The sequence below is a fragment of the Actinomadura viridis genome (genome assembly GCF_015751755.1).
GTDB classification, from domain to species: domain Bacteria; phylum Actinomycetota; class Actinomycetes; order Streptosporangiales; family Streptosporangiaceae; genus Spirillospora; species Spirillospora viridis.
In genome coordinates this window covers 5652010-5676899 of record NZ_JADOUA010000001.1, presented here as the reverse complement: position 1 = coordinate 5676899, position 24890 = coordinate 5652010, and the positions used below count along the sequence as shown (strand labels likewise).

22 protein-coding genes are annotated in these 24890 nt (G+C 71.9%); 3 read left to right on the top strand and 19 right to left on the bottom strand.

Features of this window, described 5'->3' with window-relative positions:
- Window positions 1-11: 11 nt before the first annotated feature.
- The 15 genes from IW256_RS25775 to IW256_RS25705 form a co-directional block, all read right to left on the bottom strand.
- The gene (locus tag IW256_RS25775) at window positions 12-1085 is read right to left on the bottom strand and encodes a Gfo/Idh/MocA family protein (protein WP_197013419.1); all 1074 of its coding nucleotides are present in this window, start codon (window positions 1083-1085) and stop codon (window positions 12-14) included.
- Window positions 1082-2281 carry an ROK family transcriptional regulator gene (locus tag IW256_RS25770; protein ID WP_197013418.1) on the bottom strand — a complete coding sequence of 400 codons (1200 nt, stop codon included), beginning with the start codon at window positions 2279-2281 and terminating at the stop codon, window positions 1082-1084. The genes IW256_RS25775 and IW256_RS25770 overlap by 4 nt, the downstream gene beginning before the upstream one ends.
- A gap of 262 nt (window positions 2282-2543) precedes the next feature.
- The gene (locus IW256_RS25765) at window positions 2544-3632 is read right to left on the bottom strand and encodes an AAA family ATPase (RefSeq protein WP_197013417.1); all 1089 of its coding nucleotides are present in this window, start codon (window positions 3630-3632) and stop codon (window positions 2544-2546) included.
- Window positions 3629-4288 carry a nicotinamide riboside transporter PnuC gene (gene pnuC / locus IW256_RS25760; protein WP_197013416.1) on the bottom strand — a complete coding sequence of 220 codons (660 nt, stop codon included), beginning with the start codon at window positions 4286-4288 and terminating at the stop codon, window positions 3629-3631. The genes IW256_RS25765 and pnuC overlap by 4 nt, the downstream gene beginning before the upstream one ends.
- Before the next feature lie 61 nt (window positions 4289-4349).
- Window positions 4350-5366 (bottom strand): LacI family DNA-binding transcriptional regulator, encoded by a 1017-nt coding sequence (locus tag IW256_RS25755; protein ID WP_197013415.1) that lies wholly within the window; start codon window positions 5364-5366, stop codon window positions 4350-4352.
- A gap of 104 nt (window positions 5367-5470) precedes the next feature.
- Window positions 5471-6925 (bottom strand): GH1 family beta-glucosidase, encoded by a 1455-nt coding sequence (locus IW256_RS25750; RefSeq protein ID WP_197013414.1) that lies wholly within the window; start codon window positions 6923-6925, stop codon window positions 5471-5473.
- On the bottom strand, window positions 6922-7854 hold the full coding sequence (locus IW256_RS25745; RefSeq protein WP_231403925.1) for a carbohydrate ABC transporter permease: 933 nt from the start codon (window positions 7852-7854) through the stop codon (window positions 6922-6924). The genes IW256_RS25750 and IW256_RS25745 overlap by 4 nt, the downstream gene beginning before the upstream one ends.
- Window positions 7851-8831: a carbohydrate ABC transporter permease gene (locus tag IW256_RS25740; RefSeq protein WP_197013413.1), complete on the bottom strand. Its 981-nt coding sequence runs from the start codon at window positions 8829-8831 to the stop codon at window positions 7851-7853. Before IW256_RS25740 ends, IW256_RS25745 begins: the two co-directional genes overlap by 4 nt.
- A gap of 243 nt (window positions 8832-9074) precedes the next feature.
- A complete protein-coding gene (locus IW256_RS25735) occupies window positions 9075-10358 on the bottom strand; it encodes an ABC transporter substrate-binding protein (RefSeq protein ID WP_307829075.1) in 1284 nt (427 codons plus the stop codon).
- A gap of 444 nt (window positions 10359-10802) precedes the next feature.
- Window positions 10803-11843 (bottom strand): LacI family DNA-binding transcriptional regulator, encoded by a 1041-nt coding sequence (locus tag IW256_RS25730; protein WP_197013411.1) that lies wholly within the window; start codon window positions 11841-11843, stop codon window positions 10803-10805.
- Between the two features lie 4 nt (window positions 11844-11847).
- Window positions 11848-13533, bottom strand: coding sequence for a glycoside hydrolase family 13 protein (locus tag IW256_RS25725; protein WP_197013410.1), 1686 nt, complete (start codon window positions 13531-13533; stop codon window positions 11848-11850).
- 100 nt (window positions 13534-13633) lie between these two features.
- Window positions 13634-14521 carry a carbohydrate ABC transporter permease gene (locus IW256_RS25720; protein WP_197013409.1) on the bottom strand — a complete coding sequence of 296 codons (888 nt, stop codon included), beginning with the start codon at window positions 14519-14521 and terminating at the stop codon, window positions 13634-13636.
- Window positions 14518-15549 carry a carbohydrate ABC transporter permease gene (locus tag IW256_RS25715; protein ID WP_197013408.1) on the bottom strand — a complete coding sequence of 344 codons (1032 nt, stop codon included), beginning with the start codon at window positions 15547-15549 and terminating at the stop codon, window positions 14518-14520. Before IW256_RS25715 ends, IW256_RS25720 begins: the two co-directional genes overlap by 4 nt.
- 18 nt (window positions 15550-15567) lie before the next feature.
- A complete protein-coding gene (locus IW256_RS25710) occupies window positions 15568-16872 on the bottom strand; it encodes an ABC transporter substrate-binding protein (protein WP_197013407.1) in 1305 nt (434 codons plus the stop codon).
- 261 nt (window positions 16873-17133) lie between these two features.
- Window positions 17134-17727: a helix-turn-helix domain-containing protein gene (locus tag IW256_RS25705; RefSeq protein ID WP_197013406.1), complete on the bottom strand. Its 594-nt coding sequence runs from the start codon at window positions 17725-17727 to the stop codon at window positions 17134-17136.
- Between the two features lie 66 nt (window positions 17728-17793).
- Here IW256_RS25705 and IW256_RS25700 point away from each other — a divergent pair, with 66 nt between their 5' ends.
- Both IW256_RS25700 and IW256_RS25695 read left to right on the top strand, forming a co-directional pair.
- Window positions 17794-18555, top strand: a complete 762-nt coding sequence (locus tag IW256_RS25700) for a nucleotidyltransferase domain-containing protein (protein WP_197013405.1) — start codon at window positions 17794-17796, stop codon at window positions 18553-18555.
- Between the two features lie 42 nt (window positions 18556-18597).
- Window positions 18598-19179, top strand: a complete 582-nt coding sequence (locus tag IW256_RS25695; RefSeq protein ID WP_231403924.1) for a DUF1349 domain-containing protein — start codon at window positions 18598-18600, stop codon at window positions 19177-19179.
- A gap of 9 nt (window positions 19180-19188) precedes the next feature.
- Here the strand turns inward: IW256_RS25695 and IW256_RS25690 are convergent, their stop codons facing one another.
- Entirely contained in the window at window positions 19189-19707 is a 519-nt protein-coding gene (locus tag IW256_RS25690) for a MarR family winged helix-turn-helix transcriptional regulator (RefSeq protein WP_307829074.1), read from the bottom strand.
- 70 nt (window positions 19708-19777) lie between these two features.
- Here IW256_RS25690 and IW256_RS25685 point away from each other — a divergent pair, with 70 nt between their 5' ends.
- Window positions 19778-21886: an MMPL family transporter gene (locus IW256_RS25685; protein WP_197013404.1), complete on the top strand. Its 2109-nt coding sequence runs from the start codon at window positions 19778-19780 to the stop codon at window positions 21884-21886.
- A 180-nt stretch (window positions 21887-22066) separates the two neighbouring features.
- Here IW256_RS25685 and IW256_RS25680 read toward each other — a convergent pair whose 3' ends face one another.
- From IW256_RS25680 to IW256_RS25670, 3 genes are all read right to left on the bottom strand, one after another.
- Window positions 22067-22960, bottom strand: a complete 894-nt coding sequence (locus tag IW256_RS25680; protein ID WP_197013403.1) for an NAD(P)-dependent oxidoreductase — start codon at window positions 22958-22960, stop codon at window positions 22067-22069.
- Window positions 22961-23045: 85 nt separating this feature from the next.
- Entirely contained in the window at window positions 23046-23681 is a 636-nt protein-coding gene (locus IW256_RS25675) for a CatB-related O-acetyltransferase (RefSeq protein ID WP_420535456.1), read from the bottom strand.
- Window positions 23682-23740: 59 nt separating this feature from the next.
- Window positions 23741-24832, bottom strand: coding sequence for a HEAT repeat domain-containing protein (locus IW256_RS25670; protein WP_197013402.1), 1092 nt, complete (start codon window positions 24830-24832; stop codon window positions 23741-23743).
- Between the last annotated feature and the right edge of the window lie 58 nt (window positions 24833-24890).

The window sequence follows — 24890 nt, the reverse complement described above, 5'->3', positions numbered from 1 at the left end:
GGCGCGTGGGCTCAGCCGCCGGCGTCCGCCATCGGCTCTCGCGCCGGCGCGTCGTGAGCGTCGGAGAAGAAGCGCAGGTGGCGAAGCCCGTCGGACGGCCGGGGCGGCCGGCCGGCGGGGTCGGAGGACCCGATCTGCCGGTAGATGTCCTGGAACAGTGCGATCGCGCTGGCCAGGGGCGGCTGGGCGCTCTCCCAGCCGGTGGTGGCGACCTCGCGCAGCCCCCCGGCGGAGCCGGTGTCCAGGCCGATGCCGCCGGCCTGCCGGGTGACCAGCAGGGACTCATGATGGTCGCAACTCCAGGTGGCGGTCGCCTCGGCGCCGTCGATCTGGAGTCGCAGGTGGTTGTCGTTCGCCGGTGAGACCTGGGAGACGGCGATGCTCCCGAGGGCGTCGCCGGCGTGGAAGAGCACGTTGGCCTGCGGCAGCCCGGACGGTCCCGTGTCGCTGACCCGGGCGTGCGGCCGGGTGGCGGCCACGCCGAGGACGTGCTCGACGAGGTCGATGAGGTGCGTGCCGATGTCGAGCAGGACCGGGGAGAAACCGGCCCGTAGCGGATCGTGGCGCCAGTCCCCGGGAGCGGCGGCGAGCTTCCAGCTCTGCAGGTAGTGGCCGCGCACGGCGTGGACGTCGCCGAGGGACCCGCCCGCCACCAGGGAACGCAGCCGCCGCAGCAGGGGCAGGTAACGGTACTTGTAGCAGAGGAACGCCTGGCCGTCCGCGCCGTCCGCCAGCCGGACCATCTCCGCCGCGTCCGCCACGGTGGCCGCCAGGGGCTTCTCGCACACGACGTGCTTGCCCGCGAGCAGCGCGTCCCGTACCACCGGCAGATGGCGGTCATTGGGCGTGCACACGTGCACGACATCGATCGCCGGATCGTCGATCAGCGTCCGGTAGTCCTGCGACCAGCGCGGAACACCGAGGCGGCGCGCGGTCTCCCGCGCCGATCCGGCGGACGAGCCCGCGACGGCCGCGACGGACGCTCCGCGCACGTGAGCGAGCGCCTGGGCGTGCACCGCGCCGACGCCCCGCGCCCCGACGATCAGCGCCCGCAGCGGCCGGGCCGGCCGGGGGGTGCCGCTCACCGGGAGGTCCCGCCGGCCCCGGCGGTGCCGAGCAGCCGCTGGATCGTGCCGCCGAGGCGTTCCGGCGAGAAGACCTCGTCCAGCGCCAGCACGGCCGCGCCGAGCATTCCCGAGTCGCGGCCGAGCGGGGAGGGGGCGATCACCAGGTCGCGGGTCGCCAGTGCCAGCGCGTTCCCGTAGACGACCTTGCGGATCTGCGCCAGGAACCGGTCGCCCGACGTGCCCAGGCCCCCGGCGATCACGATCATCGACGGGTTGAAGAAGTCCACGCACATGGCGATGGTGCGCCCGATGCCCTCGGCCGCCTCCCGCAGCAGCGCGGAGCTGGGCTGGTCTCCCTCGTCGGCGAGCCGCACCACGTCCTCGATGCGCGGGCGGCCCGCGGAGAACAGGGCGTGCAGCGGCCCGCCGGGGTGCTTGCCCGCCACGATCGCCGCCTCGCGGAGCAGGGCCTCGCCGCCCGCCATGCTCACCAGGCTGCCCGCGCTTCCCTGCGCGCCGCGATGCAGCCGCCCGTTGGAGATCAGACCCGCCCCCACCCAGGCGCCGATCTTGACGACGAGCGCGTCGTCATGGCCGACCGCGGCGCCGCGCCGCGACTCGGCCAGCGCCATCAGGTTGACCTCGTTGTCGATCCAGGCGGGCGCGCCGAGGCGGCGCTCCAGCCAGTCCTTGATCGGGAACTCGTGCCAGTGGGGATTGACCGGCGGGGCGATCGCGCGTCCGGTGTCGAACTCCACCGGGGCCGGCACGCCCATGCCGATGCCGCACAGGCGCGAGCCGGGGGCCGCGTCGGATGCACAGGACGTCATCGCCGCCGTGACGGCCTTCAGCACGACCTCCGGGGCGCCCTTCATGTCCAGCGCCTCCTCGGCCACGCGCAGCGTGCGTCCCTCCAGGTCGGTGGCGGCCACCCGGGCGTGCGTCATGCCGAGTTCGGCGGCGAGCACGTACCCCTTCTCGGCCGCCAGGCGCAGGCCCTTGGCGGGCCGGCCGCCCGAGCTGGGCAGCATCCCCGTCTGCGTGAGCACCCCGGCCGCGAGCAGCTCCTGCACCCGCTGGTTGACCACGGTCTTGCTCAGGGCGGTCTCGGTCGTGATCTCGGTCCGGGACAGGCCGGGCCTCGACCGGAGCAGGTTCACGATCGTCGCGGTCGCCGCGTCCGCGCCGCCGGTCACCGGTGTGTCCGTGGTCATTCGCTTGGTCTGCGTCATCTTCGCTCCAATCCGACGGCGCTTTGGAGTTTCGCGGGTCAAAGTCGACCTGTCAAGGGTCATAGTCGACCACTACAAGATCAATCCCGCGGGGGTGCCTCGTTCAATGGCCGCCTGACCTCGCCGGAGGGATGGGGCGGGCGGCACCGTCTACGTGGACGGGCCGTCAGTGCAGACCGTGGTCGGGAGCAGGGGCCCTCTCGGAGGACCGGGCGCGCACGCTGGGCGCGGCCTGATGAACGGATCAGGCAGGCGGGGGCTTCAGCGGGGCGGCGAACGTCCAGCCCTTGTCCAGGAGCGCGTCTACGGCGGCCACGGCGGCGGCCAGGCGGGCCTCGTGCGGGCCGGTCACGACGACGTGGGGGAGCGCGCGGCGGTCCAGCTCCTCGCGGAAGCGGCCCGACATCCACAGCCGGACGGACTCGCCGTCCCGCCAGCCGTCCTGCTCGAACGGGACGCCGCCGGTGTCGGTGAGGATCCACAGATGGTGCCGGGCCTCGTGCCGCGGGAAGCCCTCGGGCGCGGGACGGCCCAGGTAGCGCTCGTACCACAGCGCGGTGGCGAACCCGTCGGTGTCGCACACCAGGACCGGCGAGCCGGTACGGGCGGCGGCGTCCTCCAGGGCCAGATGGCGTTCGGCGATCCGGGCGAAGTCCTCCTCGTCCCAGGTGAGATCGTCCAGCCACAGGCCGGGATCGCCCGCGGCGCGGCGGGCGGCGGCCAGCTTCTCCTCGCAGTACGTGCGGCCGTACTCGGGGACGCAGCGGGTGGCGGCCCAGTCGCCGCCGCGCGCGGCGTAGTGGCCGGTGAGGGCGCGGGCGAGGGTGGTGGTGCCGGTCGACTCGGCGCCGACGACCACCACCCGCCGGGCCAGATGGCCGCGGACCGGCGGGGCCAGCCACCGCCAGCACGCGGCCGGGTCGTCGCGGACCGCGGTGCCACTGACCGGGAAGCGCTCGCGGGGCGGGTCCACCGGGACGTGCGCGGCGTCCATCCGCCGGGCCAGCTCGGGCCCGTACGGCTCGGAGCTGAACACCGCGTCCACCGGGGCGTCGAGCCCCGAGCGGAAGGCGGCGACATGGGCGTCCCAGGCGGCGTCGGAGTCGTAGTCGATCTCGTGGTCGTCCACCACCGGCACGATCTCCACGTGCGGCTGCGGGTGGGTCTCGCGGAGCCACGCGGCGCGCAGGGCGAGCGGGACGCTCTCCACCGTGGAGCCGGCCGCGATCACCGTGACCCGGTCGCACGCCGCCGCCGCGGTGTCGATGAGGTGGTGGTGCCCGGCGTGCGGGGGGTAGAACTTGCCGATCACCATCCCGTGGCGGTACGTCATGCGGGCACCGGGGCGGGGCCGGCCTGGGACCGGTGGTCCTGCCGCCAGGCGTTCAGGCCCAGCACGCACAGGGTCAGGAAGATGACGTAGAGGACGCTGGTCAGCTTGAGGTCCTTGTACCAGTAGAGCGGGATGTAGACCAGGTCGGCGGCGATCCAGATCCACCACGACTCCAGCAGCTTGCGGGACTGGCCGTAGACGGCCATCAGCGACAGCGCGGTGGTGAGGGCGTCCCAGAAGGGCACCGTGGAGTCGGTCCACGCGGTCAGCGCCCAGGTCAGCACGCCCGTGGTGGCGGCGCCGGCGGTGAGCAGGGCGATCCAGGCGTTCCGGGTCGTCCGGGTGACGGGCAGCGCGTCGCGGCCCTCCCCGCCGTACAGCCACACCCACCAGCCGTAGCACTGGAGCGCGATGTAGACGACCTGGAGGCCGGCGTCGGCGTAGAGGCCGCCGTCCAGGAAGACCAGGCCGAGCAGGATCACGTTGGCGATGCCGATCGGCCAGTTGAGGATGTTCTGGCGGACCACCAGCCAGACGTTCACCGCGCCGGTGGCGAAGCCGAGCAGCTCGGCCCAGCTGGTCGGGACCGTTCCAAGGTGGAAGGCGGGCTGGAGCAGCGGGCCGAGCAGCGGGCCGAGCAGGTCGTGCGGCGTCATGGACGGCTCCCGGGGGGCTGAAATCGTCGGGCCGACGATAACACCGGCCGGACGCCACCGGTCAGGCGCTCTCGCGGACCACCAGATGCGGCTGCAGGATCACCACCGGGTCGGCCACCGCCTCGCCCTGGATCCGGGAGATCAGCAGCCTGGCCATCCGGCGGCCCATCTCCTCCACCGACTGGTGGACGGTGGTCAGCGGCGGGTCGGCGATCGGGGCGCTGGCCGAGTCCTCGAACCCGATCACCGCCACGTCCTCGGGGATCCGCCGCCCCTCCTTCTTCAGCACCCGCATCGCGCCGAGCGCCATCGGGTCGTCGGCCGCGAACACCGCGTCCATCGCGGGATCGCGCTCCAGCAGCTCGTAGGCCGCCTGGACACCGCTGGCCTCGCTGAAGTCGCCGTACACCACCAGCTCGGGCAGCCCGGCCTCGGCCAGGGCGTCGCGGTAGCCGGTGAGCCGGTCGACGCCCACCCCCATGTCCTGGGGGCCCGCGATCGTCGCGATCCGGCGCCGCCCCTGCCGCAGCAGGTGGTCCACGGCCTGCCGGGCGCCGTCACGGTTGTCGACGTCCACGTAGGACACGGGCGACAGCCCCGGCGGCCGGCCGCCGAGCACCGTCGGCACCCCGCCGGCCTCCAGCTTGGCCGGCAGCGGATCGTCGCCGTGCAGCGAGGTCAGCAGCACCCCGTCCACGTGCTGCCCGGTCAGGTAGTTCTCCAGCCGGGCGTACTCGGCGGGCGACTGGGCCAGCGCGAGCAGCAGCTGCAGCCCGGTGTCGCTGAGCTCGGTGCTGATCCCGCGGATGATCCCCGCGAAGAACGGCTCGTCGAACACCCGCTGCTCGGACTCGGCCACCACCAGCGCCACCGTGTCGGTGCGCCGGGTCACCAGCGTGCGGGCGGCGCGGTTGGGGACGTAGCCCAGCTCGTCGATCGCCCGCAGCACCGCCTCGCGGGCCTCCGCGCTCACCCGCGGCGAGCCGTTGATCACACGCGAGACCGTGCCCCGGCCGACCCCGGCACGGGCCGCCACTTCCTCCAGCGTCGGGCGCGCCGAGACCCGCCTCATCCCCATCGCCTGCTCATCCTGCCCCGCCTCTTCTCTCTGCCGCCCCCGCCGCTCGCCCCGCCGGGCCGCGCCCCGCCGTGGAGCGGAACCCACGGCGCGGCGTGACATGCTCAGCGATGATCCGGCGGACCTCCCCGCCGGATCACGTCCGCGTACCAGCGTGCGCTGTCCTTGGGCACCCGGCGCTGGGTGGCGTAGTCGACGTGGACCAGGCCGAAGCGCTTGGAGTACCCCCATGACCACTCGAAATTATCCAGCAGCGACCACGTGAAGTAGCCGCGAAGCGGAACCCCCTTGGTCACGGCGGCGTGGCACGCCCGCAGATGCTCGTCGATGTAGGAGATCCGGCCCTCGTCGTGGACCGTCCCCTCCCCGTTCAGCGTCTCGTCGTAGCCGGCGCCGTTCTCGGTGATGTAGAGGTCCACCGGCGGGTAGTCGTCCTTCAGCCGGGTCAGCACCTCGTACAGGCCGCTCGCGTCGATCTCCCAGCCCATCCCGGTGACCGGGCGGCCCGCGTTCACGAACCCGACGAACTCGCTGCCCACCCAGGGGGAGTGGGTGGAGAACGGGGAGGAGACGGCCTGGCCGGTCTCACCCTCGCCGTCCGGGCCCTCCGTCTCACCGGTCACGGTGAAGCGCGAGTAGTAGTTGATCCCGAGCAGGTCGAGCCGCTGGTTGATGGTGGCCAGGTCGCCCTCCCGCACGCACGCGTCGAACCCGTACTCCTCCACGTCGGTCAGCACGTCCGCCGGGTAGGAACCGCGCAGCAGCGGGTCCAGGAAGAACCGGTTCTGCATCCCGTCGATCCGGCGGGCCGCGTCGGCGTCGGCGTCGGACGGGCCCGCCGGGGAGATCGCGTACAGGTTGACGGCGGCGCCGAACCGGTGCCCGGGGTGGCGGGCGCGCATCGCCTGGACGGCCGCGCCGTGCCCGAGCATCAGGTGGTGGGCGGCGCGCAGCGCCGCGGCCGGCTCCCGGCGGCCCGGCGCGTGCTCGCCGGACGCGTACCCGAGGAACGCCGCGCACCAGGGCTCGTTGATCGTCATCCACTGCGGCACCCGGTCGCCGAGCACCGCGTGGATCCGGTCGGCGTAGTCGGCGAACCGGTAGGCGGTGTCGCGCTCGGGCCAGCCGCCCGCGTCCTCCAGCGGCTGCGGCAGGTCCCAGTGGTACAGGGTCGGCCACGGCTCGATCCCGGCCTCCAGCAGCGCGTCCACCAGCCGCCGGTAGAAGTCCGCGCCGGCCTGCGACAGCGGTCCCGAACCGGACGGCTGCACCCGGGGCCAGGAGATGGAGAAGCGGTAGGACGTCAGGCCGAGGTCGGACATCAGCGCGATGTCCTCCCGGAACCGGTGGTAGTGGTCGACCGCGACGTCGCCGGTGTCGCCGCCGAGCACCTTGCCCGGCGTACGGGCGAAGGTGTCCCAGATCGAGGGGCCGCGCCCGTCCTCGCCGGCCGCGCCCTCGATCTGGTAGGCGGCGGTGGCGGCACCCCAGCGGAAGCCGGCGGGGAACGTCGCCGTCGGAGCGGGGAACGTGCTGTCACTGTGCTGTACGGAGGTCACGCCTTGATCGCACCTTCCATGATTCCGCCGATGATCTGGCGGCCGAACACGATGAACACCACCAGGAGCGGCAGGATCGCCACCGTCGTCCCGGCGAACATGAGGGTGTAGTCCTTGAAGTAGGCGTTGGCGAGGTTGTTGATGGACAGCTGCACGGTGGGGTTCTCGGGGTTGAGCACCGCCAGCGGCCACATGAACTCGTTCCAGGTCTGCATGAACGTGAACAGCCCCAGAACTCCCGCCGCCGGGCGCAACGCCGGCAGCACGACCCGCCAGTAGATGCCGAACGTGGTGCAGCCGTCCACGCGGGCGGCCTCGATCAGCTCGTCGGGCACCGCCTGTGCGGCGTACTGCCGCATCATGAAGACGCCGAAGCCGGTGACCAGGAACGGCACGATCACCGCCTGCAGCTGGTTCTGCCAGCCCAGCTCCACCATGATCATGTACAGCGGGATGATGCCCATCTGGATCGGGATCATCATCGTCGCGATGATCGTGAGCAGCAGCGCGTTCTTGCCGCGGAAGCGCAGCTTGGCGAAGGCGAACCCGGCCAGCGAGGCGAAGAACACGGTGGAGATCGTCACCGCCGAGGAGGCGATCGCCGAGTTCAGCAGGCCCTTGGCGAAGTAGGCGTCGGGGTTGTCGAACAGGCGGCCCACGTTCTCGCCGAAGTTGCCGCCCGGCAGCAGCGGCGGCGGCACGTCGGCGACCACGTCGTTGGTGCGGGTGGCCACGACGATCATCCAGTAGATCGGGAAGACCGACAGCACGATCGCGACCACCAGCGTCAGGTAGGTCAGCGGGCTGGCCTCCCACAGGCCGCGGAACCGGCCGTGGCCGCGCGCCCGGCGGCGCCCGCGCCCGCCCCCGGCGGCGCGTCCCCCGCCTCCGCTCGCCCTGGTGCCGCGGGCCGGGCTCAGCATGGTCATTTGGTGCCTCCCGTGCGCCGGACGAACAAGAAGTTGACCAGGGAGAACACGATGATCATCAGGAACAGCGCCCAGGCCACCGTGGCGCCGTAGCCGTAACGGTCGTTGGTGAAGGCGTTGTCGTACATGTACATCGTGATCGTCTGGAACTGGTGCACCGCGCCGCCGTCCATCCGGTTGGTGGTGCCCACGCCGAACAGCACCGGCTCGGTGAACAGCTGGAGCCCGCCGATCGTCGCGATGATGACGGTGAAGATGATCGTCGGCTGCAGCATCGGCACCGTGATCTGCCAGAACTGCCGGATCCTGGAAGCGCCGTCGATCGCCGCCGCCTCGTACAGGTCCCTGGGGATGGCCTGCATCGCGGCCAGGTAGATCAGCGCGTTGTAGCCGGTCCAGCGCCAGTCGACCATCATCGCGATCGCCACCCAGGACCAGCCCCGGCTGGCCTGCCAGTCGATGTCGCCGGAGCCGACCAGGCCGAGCACCCAGTTGATCATTCCGTAGTCGCGGTCGAACATCTGGGTGAACACGATCGCGACCGCGGCGGTGGAGGTGACCAGCGGGGCCACCATCCCGATCCGGAACAGGGTGCTGCCGCGCATCCGCCGCGCCAGCGTGTTGGCGATGAACAGCGCCAGCACCAGCTGCGGGACGGTCGCCAGGACGAAGATCCCGATGGTGTTGACGGTCGCGTGCCAGAAGTCGCCGTCGGTCAGCAGGTAGCGGTAGTTCTCCAGGCCGGCCCACTCGCGCGTCCCGGAGGCCAGCCCCCAGTCGTGCAGCGACACCCACAGCGTGTAGAGCAGCGGGAACAGGCCGAAGAGGATGAAGACGGCGTAGAACGGCGAGATGAACAGGTACGGGGTGACCCGCAGGTCGATCCGGGCGAGCCGGGCCCGCAGGCCCGGACGAGCCCCGGGGGGTGCCGGTGGCGGGGGGCCGGTCCCGGTTGCGGGACGCAGATCGGTGGTCATGCGCCTCCTTCCGAGGAGGTCTGCCAGAGAGGTCGTGCCGGGACGCGGCGGCGGGACGGTCCGGGGAGGCGGACCGGAGGGCCGCGTCACGGGGAGTAGACGGGAGGGGCGGGGCGGGGGAGGGGCGGAGCGGGGATGCGGCGGTGGTGCCGGCCCGGGGGGCGGGGCCCTGCGGCACCACCGCCGCGCTCACGGTGGGGCGGCGCGCAGGGCGTCACCCGGCGACCGTGCCGCCCGCCGGTCTCACCGGGCGGCCTTCTTGACCTCCTCGACCGCCTTGCTCCAGGCCTCCTCGGGCTTGATCTTGCCCTGGCCCACGGCGATCAGGACGTTCTCGGCCGCGAGCCGGACCTCCTCGTTCTTCGGGCCGAGGTACACCGGCTTCACCTGGGCGGCCATGTCGCCGAAGATCTTGCCGGTGGGGGCGTCGCTGAAGTAGGCGTTCTTGGAGTCGGCCACCGCCGGGTCCTTGGCGGCCTGCGGCGAGGACGGGAAGGTGTTCTTGTCCTTGAACGCGCCCACCTGGCCCTGCGGGCTGCTCAGGAACTTGGCCAGCTCGGCGGCCTCCTTCGGGTGCTTGGACTGCTTGGGCACCGCGAGCCAGGAGCCGCCCCAGTAGCCGCCGCCGCCCGGCACCGTGGCCACGTCCCACTTGCCCTTGCCGTAGCCGCCGGAGAACTCCTCGATGCCGCCGAGCATCCAGGACGGGCAGGGCAGGGTGGCGAAGGTGTCGCGCTTGAGCGCGGTCTGCCACGGCGGGGTGAAGATCGACATGTCGGCGGTCATCTTCGCCTGGGAGAACTTCAGCGCCGTGTCGAAGGCGGTCTTCACCGACGGGTTGCTGTCGAAGACCAGGTTGTTGCTCTTGTCGAAGTAGCTGTACCCGGGACCGTTGCCGGCGTTCTGCAGGACGGTGGCGCGCAGGATCGCGGTGGGCCCGTCCAGCCACTTGGTACCGGGCACCTTGCCCTGGAACTTCTGGCCGGTCTGCAGGAACGCGTCCCAGGTCGGCCAGAGCTTGCCGACCTCGTCCCGTTCGGTGGGCAGTCCGGCCTTCTCGAACAGGTCCTTGCGGTAGCACATGCCCAGCGGGCCGATGTCGGTGCCCAGCCCGACGAGCTGGCTGCCGTCGGGGCTCAGGCCCATCTGCCACTTCCAGGGCAGGTAGTTGTTCTGCAGCTCACGGCCGCCGTGGTCGAAGAGGTTGACGAACTTGCCGCGCTGCTGCATGTAGGTGGGCAGGAGGCCCTCCTCCAGCGCGACCACGTCGCCGGCCCCGCTGTTGGTGGCGATCCACTGCTGCAACCGCGGCTTGAAGTCGTCCAGCGTGGACACCTTGCGCTGGCGGATCTTGATGTTGGGGTGGGACGCCTCGTACTGCTTGTAGAGCTGGTCGTAGCCGAACTCGCCGAAGACGTCGACGGTCAGCTCGATCGGCCCGGAGCCGCCCTCGCCGTCGTCGCCGCCACCGCAGGCGGAGGCGGCGGCCATGACACCGGCCATCACGATGGCGGCGGCCGTCCTCACCGCGGTCCTGCCGGGAGCGTTTCCGCGCCCGTGTCGCTTGGTGACCCTCATTCCGACCCCTCTCAGGTCGTGCCGGGAAAATGGAGTGTTCGGATGCCGACACCGACCGGGGCGGCACCTGTGGGAGCGCTCCCACGAAGCGAAGTCGTTCCGTCATGTGGTTGTCAATGCCTTGAAACACAACCGTTATAACCGAGTCCCGTGAGCGGGCGGCCCCGGCCCCGGTGCGGTGTTGACAGATGGGGCCGGGCGCGCGAGGCTCTGGCATGGGAGCGCTCCCAAGAAGTGGGCTTGCGGAGCGGAGAACGCGTTCCCCCAGGGCGAGCGGGCCTTGGGCTCCCGGCGCGGCGAGAGTCGTACCTCCCTCTTGCCGGGCCGGGTCGCCTCCCAGGATGGAGGGGTGCGGACATGGACCGCGCCCCTCCGTCGAGGTGCCCGCCGGGCTCAGCCGTCGGCCGCCACCGGGAGCGGGGCCGCGGCCGGCGCGGTGGAACGCCGTACGACCAGCTCGGGCCGGTAGAGCAGCTCGGTGCGCGGCGCCTTCGTCCCGCCGATCTCCTCCAGCAGCGTGCTCACCGCGGCCAGGCCCATCTCGCGGACGGGCTGGCGCACGGTGGTCAGCGGCGGATCGAGATAGGGGGTCATCGGCGAGTCGTCGAACCCCACGATCGAGACGTCCTCGGGCACCCGCAGATGGCGCTGCCGCGCGCCCCGGATCGCCCCGATCGCGATGATGTCGCTGCCGCAGCAGATGGCGGTGCAGCCGCGGTCCAGCAGCCGCTGCACGGCGGCCTGCCCGCCCTCCACCGTGAACAGCGTGTTGGCGATCAGGCCGTCGACGTCGGTGACGCCCAGGTGCTCGGCCATCCCGCGGCGGAACCCGTCGGTCTTGCGGATCGAGGGGACGAACCGGTCCTGGCCCACCGCCAGCCCGATCCGGCGGTGGCCGAGAGAGGCCAGATGCGCCACGGCCATCTCCAGCGACCCGATGTCGTCGTTGGAGATGAACGGCGCCTCGATGTCCGGCCGGAACCCGTTGACCAGCACGATCGGCAGCCCGCGGCCGATCAGCCGGGTGTAGCGGGCCCGGTCCGAGCGGGAGTCGGCGTGCAGCCCGTTCACGAAGATGATCCCCGAGACGCCGCGCTCCAGCAGCAGCTCGGTGTAGTCGTCCTCGGTGATCCCGCCCGGGGTCTGGGTGCACAGCACCGCGGTGTAGCCCGACAGGGCCAGCGCACTCTCGATGACCTGGGCGAACGTGGGGAAGATCGGGTTGGTCAGCTCCGGCACGATCAGCCCGATCAGACCCGCCCGCTGCTGCCGCAGGCGTGCCGGGCGCTCGTAGCCCAGCACGTCCAGCGCGGTCAGCACGGCCTGCCGGGTGGCCGCGGCCACGCCGGGCTTGCCGTTGAGCACGCGGCTCACGGTGGCCTCGCTGACCCCCGCGTGGGCGGCGATGTCGGCGAGGCGCATTGTCACGCTCATCAACCTACCTGTTTCCGTCCCCGTCACCTGTGCCGATGACCTCGCACCACACCGCGGTGTCCGGCGGCAGGACCACGCACTCGCCGTCCGGCCGGATCGGGCCACTGGCCAGCAGCGCGCGCCCGTAGGGCGGCACCCGCACGGTGCGGTCGCCCAGGTTCACCGCGCAGGTCAGCAGCCGGCGGTCGCCGGTCGTGCCGTCCCCGGCGCCGGGCGGGGCCTCGCGGGAGAAGACCAGCGTGCCGGGCGGGCCGACGAGCCAGCGCAGCGTGCCGTCGCCCAGCGCGGGGTGCTCGCGCCGGATGCGCAGCGCGGCGCGGTAGAGCGAGAGCATCGACTCGGGGTCGCGGGCCTGCCGCTCCACGGTGAGGTCCGCCCAGTGCGGCGGCATCGGCAGCCAGCTCCCGCCGGGGCCGAACCCGAACGGGGGAGCGTCCCCGGACCAGGGGAGCGGCACGCGGCAGCCGTCCCGTCCCGACTCGGGGTCGCGGGCGCGCTGCGGGTCCATCAGGAACTCCTCGGGCAGGTCCTGGACCTCCGCCAGGCCGAGTTCCTCGCCCTGGTAGATGTAGGCCGACCCGGGCAGCGCCAGCATGAGCAGCGCGGCGGCCCGCGCGCGCCGCACGCCCACCTCGCCGTCCCCGTAGCGGGTGACGTGCCGCTTGACGTCGTGGTTGGACAGCACCCAGGTGGTGGGGGCGCCGACCTGCGCGCTGGTGCGCAGCGATTCCTCGATGACCTCGCGCTTGGCCCGCGCGTCCCAGTCCACGGTCAGGTAGTGGAAGTTGAACGCCTGGTGCATCTCGTCGGAGCGCACGTACAGGGCGAGCCGTTCGGGCGTCGGCGCCCACGCCTCGGCCACGGCGATCCGGTCTCCCTCGTAGGAGTCCAGCAGCCGCCGCCAGGAACGGTGGATCTCGTGGACGCCGTCCTGGTCGAAGTAGGGCAGCAGGGTCCGGCCGAGCATGGTCACCTGGTCGGCGAAGCCCACGTCCGGGAGGCCCTCCGCCTTGACCATGCCGTGCGCCACGTCCACCCGGAAGCCGTCCACGCCCAGGTCGAGCCAGAACCGCAGCACGTCCTCGAACTCGGCGTGGACCTCGGGGTTCTCCCAGTTGAGGTCGGGCTGCTCGGGCGCGAACAGGTGCAGGTACCACTGCCCGCCGGGCACCCGCGTCCAGGCCGGGCCGCCGAACACCGACTCCCAGTCGTTGGGCGGCAGCGACCCGTCCTCGCCGCGGCCGTCGCGGAAGACGTAGCGCGCGCGCTCGGGACTGCCGGGCCCGGCGGCCAGCGCGGCCTGGAACCAGGCGTGGCGGTCGGAGGTGTGGTTGGGGACGACGTCCACGATGACCCGCAGCCCCCGCTCGTGCGCCTCGCGCACCAGCTCCCGGGCGTCCTCCAGCGATCCGAAGATCGGGTCGACGTCGCGGTAGTCGGCGACGTCGTAGCCGAAGTCGGCCATCGGCGAGGTGTAGAAGGGCGTCAGCCAGACGGCGTCGACCCCCAGCTCGACCAGGTGCGGCAGCCGGGCGCGCACGCCCGCCAGGTCGCCGATCCCGTCGCCGTCGGAGTCGGCGAAGCTGCGCACGTACACCTGGTAGATGACCGCGTCACGCCACCAACGGGCGGTCGCGGCCCGCCGGGCCTCGGTCGCGGACATGGTGTCGTCGACGATGTTCTGCGTCATGGTGTCCTTTGTCTGAACGTTTTCTGGACGTTTCCTGGACGTGCCGCCGCCGGGCCCCCGGCCTCGTGGGCCCGTGCCCAGTGTGCGCGGTCCGGGAGGGTTACTTGACTCCCCCGGCGGTGAGACCCGCCACGATCCGGCGCTGGAAGATCAGCACCACCGCGACCAGTGGCACGGTGACGATCACCCCCGCCGCCATCTGCGTGCCGAACGGCTGGTCGAATCCGGAGACCCCGGTGAACTTCGAGATCGCCACGGTGGCGGTCTGCATCTCCTTCCGGTTCACCACCGACAGCGCGATGATGAACTCGTTCCAGGCGGCGATGAAGGTGATGATCGCGGTGGTGAACACACCGGGCGCGGCCAGCGGCACGATGATCTTACGGAATGCCTGGCCGCGGGTGCACCCGTCCACCATGGCCGCCTGCTCCAGCTCGAACGGCAGCTGGCGGAAGAACGCGGTCAGCAGCCATACCGTCAGCGGCAGCGCGAACCCCAGGCTGGGCACGATCATCGCCTGGTAGGTGTTGATCCATCCGATGTCGGTGAAGAGCTTCAGCAGCGGGATCAGCTGGGAGATCCCCGGGAACATGGTGGTGCCGATGATGATCCCGAGCACCGCGTTCTTGAACGGGAAGTCCAGCCGGGCCAGCGCGTAGGCGGTGAACACCCCGACCACCAGCGTCAGTGCGGTCGTCAGCCCCGCCACGACGAAGCTGTTGACCAGGGCCCTGCCGAAGCCGTTGTCGCCGGCGAACACGGCGCTGAAGTTCTCGAGCGACCAGCGTACCGGGAGGATCGTGTTGTCGAACTGGTCCTGGGGGCGCCGGAAGGCCGACACCACCATCCAGTAGAAGGGGACCAGGCAGTAGAGCACCACCACGCCGATGCCCACGTACGGCAGGATCCGCTTCGCCCGCCGTCCCCGCCGTCCGCGCCGTCCGCGCTGCGCCGCGGCCCCCGCGCTCGTCCTCGCCACGGCGGTCATGCGCTCGCCCTCCCCGTCTTCCCGGTCTTCCCGGCCTTTCTGATCTTCTTGCCCTTCGTGACCTGCCGGGCGTCGCCGATGATGTCGGCGCCGAGCAGCTTGACGAACAGGTACGAGATCACCGCGATGTAGACGAACAGGATCGTGGCGTAGGCGGCGGCCGAGCCGTACCGCAGGTTGTTCGCCTCGAACCAGGAGATCATCGTCAGCGTCTCCACCGAGCGCTTGTTGACGCCGATCAGCACCGCCGGCAGGTCGAACATGCGCAGCACGTCCAGCATTCGGAACAGCACCGCGACCAGCAGCGCCGGCTTGACCAGCGGCAGTGTGATCCGCCAGAACTGCTGGACGGCGCCCGCGCCGTCCACCCGGGCCGCCTCGTACACGTCCCGGGGGATCATCTGGAGGCCGGCCAGGACCAGCAGCCCGATGAACGGGGAGGTCTTCCAGACCTCGGCGATGATGACGGCGAGCTTGGACTCGAACCCGTCGGCGGTCCACAGGACCTGCTGCCGGATCATGGCGTTGAACGCGCCGTCCGCCTGGAAGATCCAGCGCCACAGCAGCCCGGAGATCGCGGTGGGGATCGCCCACGGCACCAGGACGCTCGCCCGGACCAGCCCGCGCCCCCGGAACGCCCACTGCATGATCAGGGCCATGGTGACGCCGATGACGGTCTCCAGGGTCACGGTGGTGACGGTGAAGAACGTGGTGTTGCCGAAGGCGTTCCAGAACGTCCCGGCCGCGTCGCCGGAGAAGATCGCGGTGTAGTTGTCCAGCCCGACGAACCGTTCGCCCTCCACGACGAAGCCGTCGGCGTCCAGGGTCTGCCCTCGGGTGAACAGCGATTCGCGGAACCCGGCGATCACCGGATAACCGACGACCAGCCCGAGCACCAGCAGGGTCGGGGACAGCAGGAACGCGGCCAGCCGGCGCGAGCCCGAGACGTCCTTGCGGGGACGGGCGGAGCGGCCCCCCGGCCGGGGGGCCGCTGGCGCCTTTCCCTTCCTGTCAACGGTGGTGGCCATCTGCCCTGTCACTCCAGGTCACTGGGTGGTCAGCCGGCCCAGCTTGCCCTGGAGGTCCGTTAGCGCCGCGGCGGTGTCGGTCTTGCCGCTCACCGCGTCGTAGACGGCGCCCTGGATGGCCGCGGTGACGTCGCCGTACTTGACGGCGGCGGGACGGGACTTGGCCTTCTCGATCGCGGTCTTCAGCGTCGGCAGGAACGGATACTTCTTGGTCATGTCGGGGTCGCTGTAGAGCGAGGCGACGGTGGGCGCCTGGGAGGTCGCCAGCGAGTTGGCCTTCTGCTGGGCGCCGTCGGCCATGTACTTGATGAAGTCGAGCGCGCTGGCCTTGTTCTTGGCGAACGCGGAGATCGCGTAGTTGTGGCCGCCGAGGTTGGCGGCGCCGGGCCCGTCGGGGCCGGGGATCGGAGCGACCGCGAACCTGCCCGCCACCTTGGACGAGCCGTCCTTCTTGTTGGCCAGGTCGTACTGGTAGGGCCACTGGCGGTGGAAGAGCAGCTTGCCCGCCTGGAAGTGGCGGCGCCCGCCCTCGCCGTCGAGGGTCAGGGCGGCCTTGGGCATCCGGCCGTCCTTGACCGCGTTCACCAGGAAGTCCAGCCCGGCCTTGGCCTGCGGGGTGGACAGGGTCGGCTTGCCGTCGGGGCCGACGATGGTGCCGCCGGCGCTGTTGATCGCCTCGGCGGTGGTGACGGTCAGGCCCTCGGTCTTGCCGACCTCGGTGAGGTAGCAGTCGACGTTCTTGCCCTCCGGCAGCGCCTTGACCTTGTCGCAGGCGGCCCACATCTCCTGCCAGGTCGTGGGCGGCTCGGCGACGCCGGCCTTCTCCAGCAGGTCGGTGCGGTAGAAGAGGAGCCCGGAGTCGGAGGTCAGCGGCATCGAGTACAGCTTGCCGCGGTACTCCCCGGTGGTGACGGTCGCGGGCAGCAGCGGGGCGGTGTCGACGCCCTGGCCTCCCCGGGGCAGCTCGACCACCCAGCGGTTGGCGGCGAACTCGGCGGTCCACACCACGTCGAGGTTGAGGATCGTGTAGGCGTCGGACTTGGTGGTGGCGTTCTGGATCATCTGCTGGCGCTGGTCGTTGGGCTCGTCCGGCAGCTCGATGATCCGGGCCTGCTCGTTGGGGTGCGCCTGGTTCCAGGCGTCCACCATCTTCTGCATGTTGCCGGAACGGTCCTTGCCCGTCGCCAGGGTGATGGGCCCGCGCCCGGTGAGGGCGCCCGCCGCGTCCTCCTCGGTGGCGGCCGAGCCGCCGTCGCCGCCGCCGCAGGCGGTCAACGCGAGCGCGAGTCCGGCGAACATACCGGCCAGGGGGGTGCGCCGCATGGGTTCTCCTCGTTGCTACCGGGGTCGTGGTGTGTCGGGACCGTAGCAAGTTCTTTGCAAGAAGGTAAATCCCTTGCAGAAACTTTCTGCATGATTGTGGCCCGACTGTTATCCACGTCACGTCGACCCTCGGAGGGGCCGCTATAGCGCCCCTGGCGGGCTCGAAGGACGGGTGGTCGCCGACCGATCTGCAATCTCTTTGCTGGCCTCTTGCAAGACTTGCAGAGCGGTCCGGTGGTGGAGGCCCGCCCGGACCTCCCTTCACTTGGGGGAGGGGCGCGCCCGGACGTGCATGCGTTCGCCCTGCGGGCCGAACAGGGTGAGGACCTCGGCCGGCTCGGAGCCGGGATTGCTGAAGAGGTGCGGGATGCGGGTGTCGAACTCGGCCACCTCGCCCGGTTCCAGGATCAGGTCGTTGTCGCCGAGCCGCAGGCGGATCCGGCCGGACAGGACGTACATCCAGTCGTAGCCCTCGTGGACCTGCGGCTCCGCCCCGCCCTCCCCCCAGCGGGGCGGGACGATCTGCTTGAACGCCTGGAGGCCGCCCGGCCTGCGGGTCAGCGGGATGAAGGTGGCGCCGTGGCGCTGGATCGGCCGGGCGTGCACCCGCGGGTCGCCGGTGGCCGGCGCGCCGACGAGCTCGTCCAGCTGGACCTGGTGGGCCCGGGCCAGCGGGAGCAGGAGCTCCAGCGTGGGACGGCGCTGGCCGGATTCGAGGCGCGACAGGGTGCTGACCGAGACGCCGGTGCTCTCCGAGAGCTGGGCCAGCGTCACGCCGCGCTGCCGGCGCAGGGCCCGCAGCCGCGGTCCCACGGCCTGCAGGACGTCGTCGAAGTCAGGCGTATCCTCGTTCATCCAAATATTTGCCATCCTGGCAGCGGGATTTGTCAAGTCGGCATCGCGGAAGTGGGGAGAGGCCCGGTGGAACTGCCGGAGGGCATGGCCGAACGGCTGGCGGAAGAGCACCCGTACCCGCGCGCCTTCCTCACCGTGAGCGGGGCGCACCTGTACGGGTTCCCCTCGCTGGACTCCGACGTGGACCTGCGCGGCGTCCACCTCCTGCCGCTGGAGGAGATCGTCGGGCTCGAGACGGGGCGGGAGACCGTCGGCTGGACCTGGGACCACGCGGGCGTGGAGGCCGACGTCGTCACGCACGATCTGGTGAAGTTCTGCAGGATGCTCCTCAGGCCCAACGGCTACGTCCTGGAGCAGCTGGTCTCGCCCCTGGTCATCGCCTCCTCGCCGCTGCACGCGGAACTGCTGGCGCTCGTCCCGCGGCTGGTGACCTCCCGCCATGCCCACCACTACCTGGGGTTCGCGCGGAGCCAGTGGAGGCTTCACGAGAAGACCGGGCGGCTCAAGCCGGTGCTGTACACCTTCCGGGTCCTGCTGACCGGGATCCACCTGATGCGCACCGGCGAGGTCCAGGCCGACCTCGGCCGGCTGGCGCCCGAGTACGGGCCGTCCTGGATCCCCGAACTGATCGAGGCGAAGAGGGCCGCCGAGCACGGCGCGCTGCCGCCCGGCGCGCCCGGCGGTGAACGCCTCGCCGCCGAGGTCACCGCCCTGGCCGCACGGCTGGAGGAGGAACGGGACCGTTCGTCCCTGCCCGACCGGCCCGCCGCGCACGCGGCCCTGCACGATCTCGTCGTGGAGGCCCGCCTCGCGGGGCGGACAGGCTGACCGTTCCGTGGTGGACTGGGGGCCCCGGATGGAGGAGGAGCGTTGGAAGAGGTCTCCTGGGACGACGGCGGCTGGCTCAACCCGCCGCCCTCGCTCGCCGCTGACGGCGGCGACCTGCTGGTGACGGCCGAGCGCGGCAGCGACTTCTGGCGGACCACCGCCTACGGCTACGACCGCGACTCCGGGCACGCGCTGCTGTTCCCGCTGGCGGCCGAGGGCGCGGTCGAGGTCTCGTTCACCGCCGCCTTCACCGAGCAGTTCGACCAGGCCGGGCTGCTGGTCCGGCGGGACGAGCGCACCTGGATCAAGGCGGGCGTGGAGTTCGCCGACGGCGTCCACCAGGCCGGGGCCGTCGTCACCCTGGACCGTTCGGACTGGTCGACCGGCCCGGTACCGGACTGGTCGGGACGGGCGGTGACGATCCGGGCCAGTCGCAGCGGCGACGCCGTCACCGTCCGCGGCCGCGCCGGCGACGAGCCCTGGCGGATGCTGCGGGTCGCCCCGTTCCCCGAGGGCGTCCCGGCGTCGGCGGGCCTCTACTGCTGCGCCCCCGAACGCTCCGGGCTGACCGTCCGCTTCACCCGCCTGGCCTTCGGTCCCCCGGACGGCTCCCTGCACGGCTGAGCCCGGGCTTCACCTCTCCTGGCGCAGCAGGTCGGCGAGTTCCTCGTTCATCGCGCCGAGGAACCGGACGATCGTCCTCAGCTCGTCCTCGTCGAACCGGCTCCGCGCGGCGTCGGTGCTCCGGGCGAGCGGGCGGAAGAACTCGCGGGCGACCGCCATGCCGTGCGGCGCGTAGTGCAGGTGGACGACGCGGCGGTCGGGGCCGTCGCGCGTACGGCGGATGTGGCCGTTGCGCTCCAGCCGGTCCAGGCACGCCGTCACCGCGCCCGAGGTGAGGTTGAGGTGCTCGCGCAGCCGCCCCGGGGTCAGCGGCCCCTCCCGCTCGTCCCCGTCCAGGATCGCGATCAGCGCCAGGACGTCGGTCTGGTGCAGGTTCTGCGAGCGGGCGAAATCGTGCGTGACGCGGTTGAACGCCGCGTTCATCCGGCGCAGCTGGACGGCGAAGCTCTGGAGGTCGGCGGGCGGCCCCCCGGAGGCCGGAGGCTCCGGGGACTCGCCCGTGCCCCCGCGAGGGTAGGAGTCGGTCACTCCGCTAGGATAATGAATCTCAATCATCAAGATTCTCAATGACCCTGACTATCGGAGGTGGGCCGCCCCCATGACGGTCGCACGACGCACGGCACGCTGGGCCGTCCCGGTGCTGCTCCTGGTGGCCTGGCTGGGCATCGGCGGCACGCTGGGCCCGTACGCGGGCAAGCTCGGCGAGGTCTCCACCAACGATCAGGCCGCGTTCCTTCCCCAGGACGCCGACTCCACACGCGTGATCGAGGCGCAGAAGGCGTTCCGCCAGCAGGAGGCGCTGCCGGCGATCGTGGTGTGGACGGTGCCGGACGGCCGGGTCACCCCCGCCCAGCAGGCCACCGCGACCCGCGTCCTGGCCTCGCTCAACGGAACGCCGCAGGTCAGCGGCCAGGTCTCGCCCGCGCTGCCCTCCGCCGACGGCCGCGCCCTCCAGGGGATCGTCCCGCTGCGCGCGGACCTGGGCGAGGAGACCGAGCCCACCATCGTCAAGCTCCGCGCCGACGCCGGACAGGTCCAGGGAACGACCGTGTACGTCGGCGGCCCGGCCGCCACCCAGGCCGACCTCAAGGACGCCTTCGCCGGCATCGACGGGCTCCTGCTGGGCGTCGCGCTCGGCGTCGTCCTGGTGATCCTGCTGCTGGTCTACCGGAGCCTGCTGCTGCCCCTGGTCATCATCCTCGGGTCGGTGTTCGCGCTCGGGCTGGCCTGCGCCATCGTGTACGCGCTGGCCGACGGCGACGTCGTACGGGTGGACGGCCAGGTGCAGGGCATCCTGTCGATCCTGGTCATCGGGGCCGCCACCGACTACGCGCTGCTCCTGACCGCCCGCTTCCGCGAGGAACTGGCCCGGCGCGGCGACCGGTTCGCCGCGGTCAGGGCGGCCGTGCGCCGTTCGGCCGGCGCGATCGTCGCCAGCGCGGGCACCGTCGCGCTCGGCCTGCTGGCCCTGCTGCTGAGCGACCTCACCAACAACCAGGCGCTCGGCCCTGTCGGCGCCATCGGCATCGTCTGCTCCGTGCTGAGCGTGCTGACCTTCCTGCCCGCCGCGCTCGTCCTGCTGGGCCGGGGCGCGTACTGGCCCGGCAAGGTCCGGGCCGCGGACGGCGGCGGCGGCGTCTGGCGGAAGATCGCCGCCTGGGTGGACCGGTCGCCGCGCCGGATCTGGCTGGGGACCTGCGCCGTGCTCGTCGCCGGCGCCGCGTTCTTCCCGATGCTCAACTCCCAGGGCGTCCCGCTGGACGAGACGTTCGTCAACGACGCCCCGTCGGTCGCCGCCCAGCGCGCCCTCGGCGAGCACTACCCCGGGGGTTCGGGCAACCCGGCCATCGTCATCGCCGACGCCGGGAAGGTGGCCGAGGTCACCCGCGCCGCCCAGAACACCCCTGGCGTCGCCTCCGCGACACCGGTCACCGCCACGGGCCGCCCGGGAGCCGGCGACCCGCTCGTGGTGGACGGCCGCGTCCGCGTCGACGCCACCCTCAAGGACGCCCCCGACAGCGACGCGGCCAAGAAGACCGTGGCGGCCCTGCGCGCGGAGCTGGACGAGGTGCCAGGCGCCGACGCCCTCGTGGGCGGCTACAGCGCGCAGCAGTACGACACCCAGACCACCGCCGAGCACGACCGGAACCTGATCGTCCCGGTGGTCCTGGCGATCATCCTGGTGATCCTCTTCGCCCTGCTCCGCTCGATCGTGATGCCGGTCCTCCTGGTGGCCACCGTCGCCCTGAGCTACCTGGCCACGCTTGGCGTTGCTGCGCTGGTCTTCCAGAACGTGCTCGGCTTCACCGGCACCGACGCGTCCGTACCCCTGTACGGCTTCGTCTTCCTGGTGGCGCTCGGCGTGGACTACAACATCTTCCTGATGACCCGTGTCCGCGAGGAGTCGCTGCTGCACGGCACCCGCCAGGGCGTCCTGCGTGGCCTGACGGCCACGGGCGGCGTGATCACCTCGGCCGGGGTGGTGCTGGCCGCCACGTTCGCCGCCCTGGTGGTGATCCCGCTGGCCTTCCTCGCCCAGCTCGCCTTCATCGTCGCCTTCGGCGTGCTGCTGGACACCCTGGTCGTCCGTTCCCTGCTGGTGCCCGCGCTCACCCGCGACATCGGCCCGCCGGTCTGGTGGCCCAGTGCCCTCCGCCGCAAGAAGGACCTGGAGCCCGCCCTCGCGGCCAGCCCCAAGGAAGCCTGACCGCGGACGTCCCGCCGGCGCCGGAACGCGGAACGCGTCCCGGCGCCGGCACGATCAACCCGCTCCGGCCATCCCCCGGTCGCTGCCGAGCGCCCGGACCAGGGCGTCGCCGCCACGGAGGCGATGCTGGACCGCATGGCGGCACACGCCTGACGCGCGGCCCGGCCCGGACGGGGCGCGTCAGCGCCGGGCGAAGTGTTCGATCAGGCGCGAGTAGTTGTCGTCGGCGTGGCCCTCGCCGATGGCCTTGGCCACCAGGTCCAGGGTGTAGGCGGGGAACTCGTCGTCGATGCCGCGGGCCCGGCTCTCCCGGACGAGGTCTTCCAGCGAGGGCAGGTGGTGCTTGAGCGCTCCGTACTCCACCGCGTGGTCGTCACGGTCGACCGCGTCCGCGATGGACGGCAGGAACGACACCAGCGCGGAGACGGAGGCGCCGGCGCTTTCCAGGAACCGCCCCAGCTCGATGCCCTCGTCCGACAGCAGCGCGGCGGCGTGCAGGAAACCGTTCAGCGTTCCCCACATGACGCCGTGCACGGCCATCCCGTACAGGACCGGCGCCCCCGGGTCGTCGGCGATCAGGCTCCCCCGGCCGCCCAGGAGCCGCAGCGCCGGGTGAAGGCGGTCGTACACCGTGCTCGCGCCGCCGTAGAACACCACGCTGTCCGGGTGCCCGATGGCCGGGGCGATCGTCATGATCTGCCCGTGCAGGTACTCCGCGCCTTGCCCTTCGGCCCATCGGGCCACCTCCCGTACTTCGGCGGAGGTCCCGTCGGTCAGGTTGACCACGGCGCGGCCGGCGAGGGCGTCCCCCGCCGATTCCAGCAGCTCACGGGCGACGGCGTTGCCCTTCACGTTCACGACCACCAGCGGGCCGGCGGCGACGGCGTCGCGAACGGTGGCGGCCCGCCGCGCCCCCTTCGCCACCAGGGCGTCGGCCCTTTCCGGCGTCCGGTTCCACACGGTGGTCGGGTGCCCGCCCTCCAGGAAGGCACCCGCGAGCGCGGTCCCCATCTCGCCCAGGCCGATCACGGTCACGGGCGTGCGGGTTCCGGTGGTCTCCAAGGTCGTGGTCATGGTGTCGTCCCCTTCAGATCGTCGATCACCGGCCACGCTAGGAACTCAACCTGACTTGAGGTCAAGCGGCGATCACGGGGGCGCCTCAGGGGCGCGGTGCGGCCCTTTCGAGATCGTCGACGGTGCCGGACATGATCGTCCGCAGGTGCTCGGTGATGTGGCCGGCGGGCCAGTCCCACCAGGCGAGGGCGAGCAGGCGCGCGATGTCGCCGTCGTCGTAGCGGGTACGGATGAGCCTGGCCGGGTTGCCGCCGGCGATGCCGTAGTCGGGGACGTCCTCGGTGACGACCGAACCCGAGGCGATGATCGCGCCGTGCCCGATCCTCACGCCCGGCATCACCATGACGCCGTACCCGAACCACACGTCGTGGCCCACCACGGTGTCGCCCCGGCCCGGCAGGCCGCTGATCAGGTCGAAGTGCTCGGCCCAGGAACCGCCCATGATGGGGAAGGGGAAGGTGGAGGGGCCGTCCAACCGGTGGTTGGCGCCGTTCATGATGAAGCGCACCCCGGTGGCCAGCGCGCAGAACCTGCCGATGACCAGCTTCTCCGGGCCGTAGTGGTAGAGCACGTTGCGGGTCTCGAACGCGGTGGGGTCGTCCGGGTCGTCGTAGTACGTGTACTCGCCGACCTCGATCAACGGTGAGGTCACCAGCGGCTTGAGCAGGACCACGCGCGGCTGCTCCGGGAACGGGTGCAGCGCCGTCGGGTCCGCGGGGATCGAGTTGATGGCGACCGCCTTTCGGCCAGGGGATCCGGGCGGATCCCGTCGGGTGTACGTCAGGGGGTGCGGTCCAGGAGGGCCTGGACCGCGGGGCGGGCGCCGGGGAGACCGGCGCCGTGCAGCCAGGGCAGCCTGTCGGGGATGTCGTCGCGGAAGCAACCGAAATTGCCGGCGAGGGCGCCCAGGAAGGCCCGCTGGGCGGCGGTCAGCGGGTCACCCGGGACGTACGGCCGGGGGAACGCCCTGGCCAGGAGCGGGCCCCAGTCGCGGTCGACGGTGAAGTCGCTGGTGATCCGGGCCACGGCCAGCGCCGCGGGGAGCACGTCCTCGAAGGCGGTGGTCCGTTCCAGCAGCGCGGCGAGCAGGGTGAAGCGGAACCAGCCGTCGAACTGGGGCAGCGGGACGGTGAACCACGCGTCCGCCGCCGCGGGGTCCTGGAGCGCATCCAGGAGCACTCGCGTGGCCTGGGGATTCCCGGCGAGACCCGGGGAGAGGGCGGCGCAGACCCGGACGGCGGGGTCGGGATCGGCGAGCAGGGGCGTGGTGTCGTGGCCCCATCGTCCGAGGGCGAGGATCGCCACCGCGCGTTCGCGGCGGCCGCCGCAGGTGGCGAGGACCCGCCGGACCCTCGCGGCGGCCTCCGGCCGGCGCTCGGCGAGATCGGAGGCCTTGAGCAGGGCGCACGCCGCGCCGAGGGCCGCCTCGCGGACGATGGGGTCCGGGTCGTCGATGTAGGGGGAGACGGCGTCGTGGACGGCGGGACGGGCGGCGCGGCAGGCGTCGGCGGCAGCGGGGCGGTCGGGGTCGCCGCGGACGGCGTTCTCCGCCAGGTCGTCCAGCCATTCCAGCAGCCGGGCGCGGAACGGATGCCGCAGGTCGTACCAGGGATGAGGGCTCTTCCACTGGCCGAGGGTGCGCGGGTCCGCCAGGATCGCGGCGACGAACAGCGCGGCGGGTGCGGTGGCGCTGAACAGGGCACCGCCGGGTAGCAGCGTTTCTTCGAGCCGTTCGAGCGCCTCGGAACGGACGCCCGCGTCCTCGTCCAGGAGCCGTGACAGGTGGACCGGGGTGTCCTCCGCGGGGCCCTCCGCGTGTTCCAGCGAGGACCAGTCCGTCCCCTTGAGGAGCAGGCGGGGATCGTGAGTCATGGTCCCAGCATGGTGGGTGGTCACTTCTCACGCTTGAGGATTCCCGCCGATGCCACCT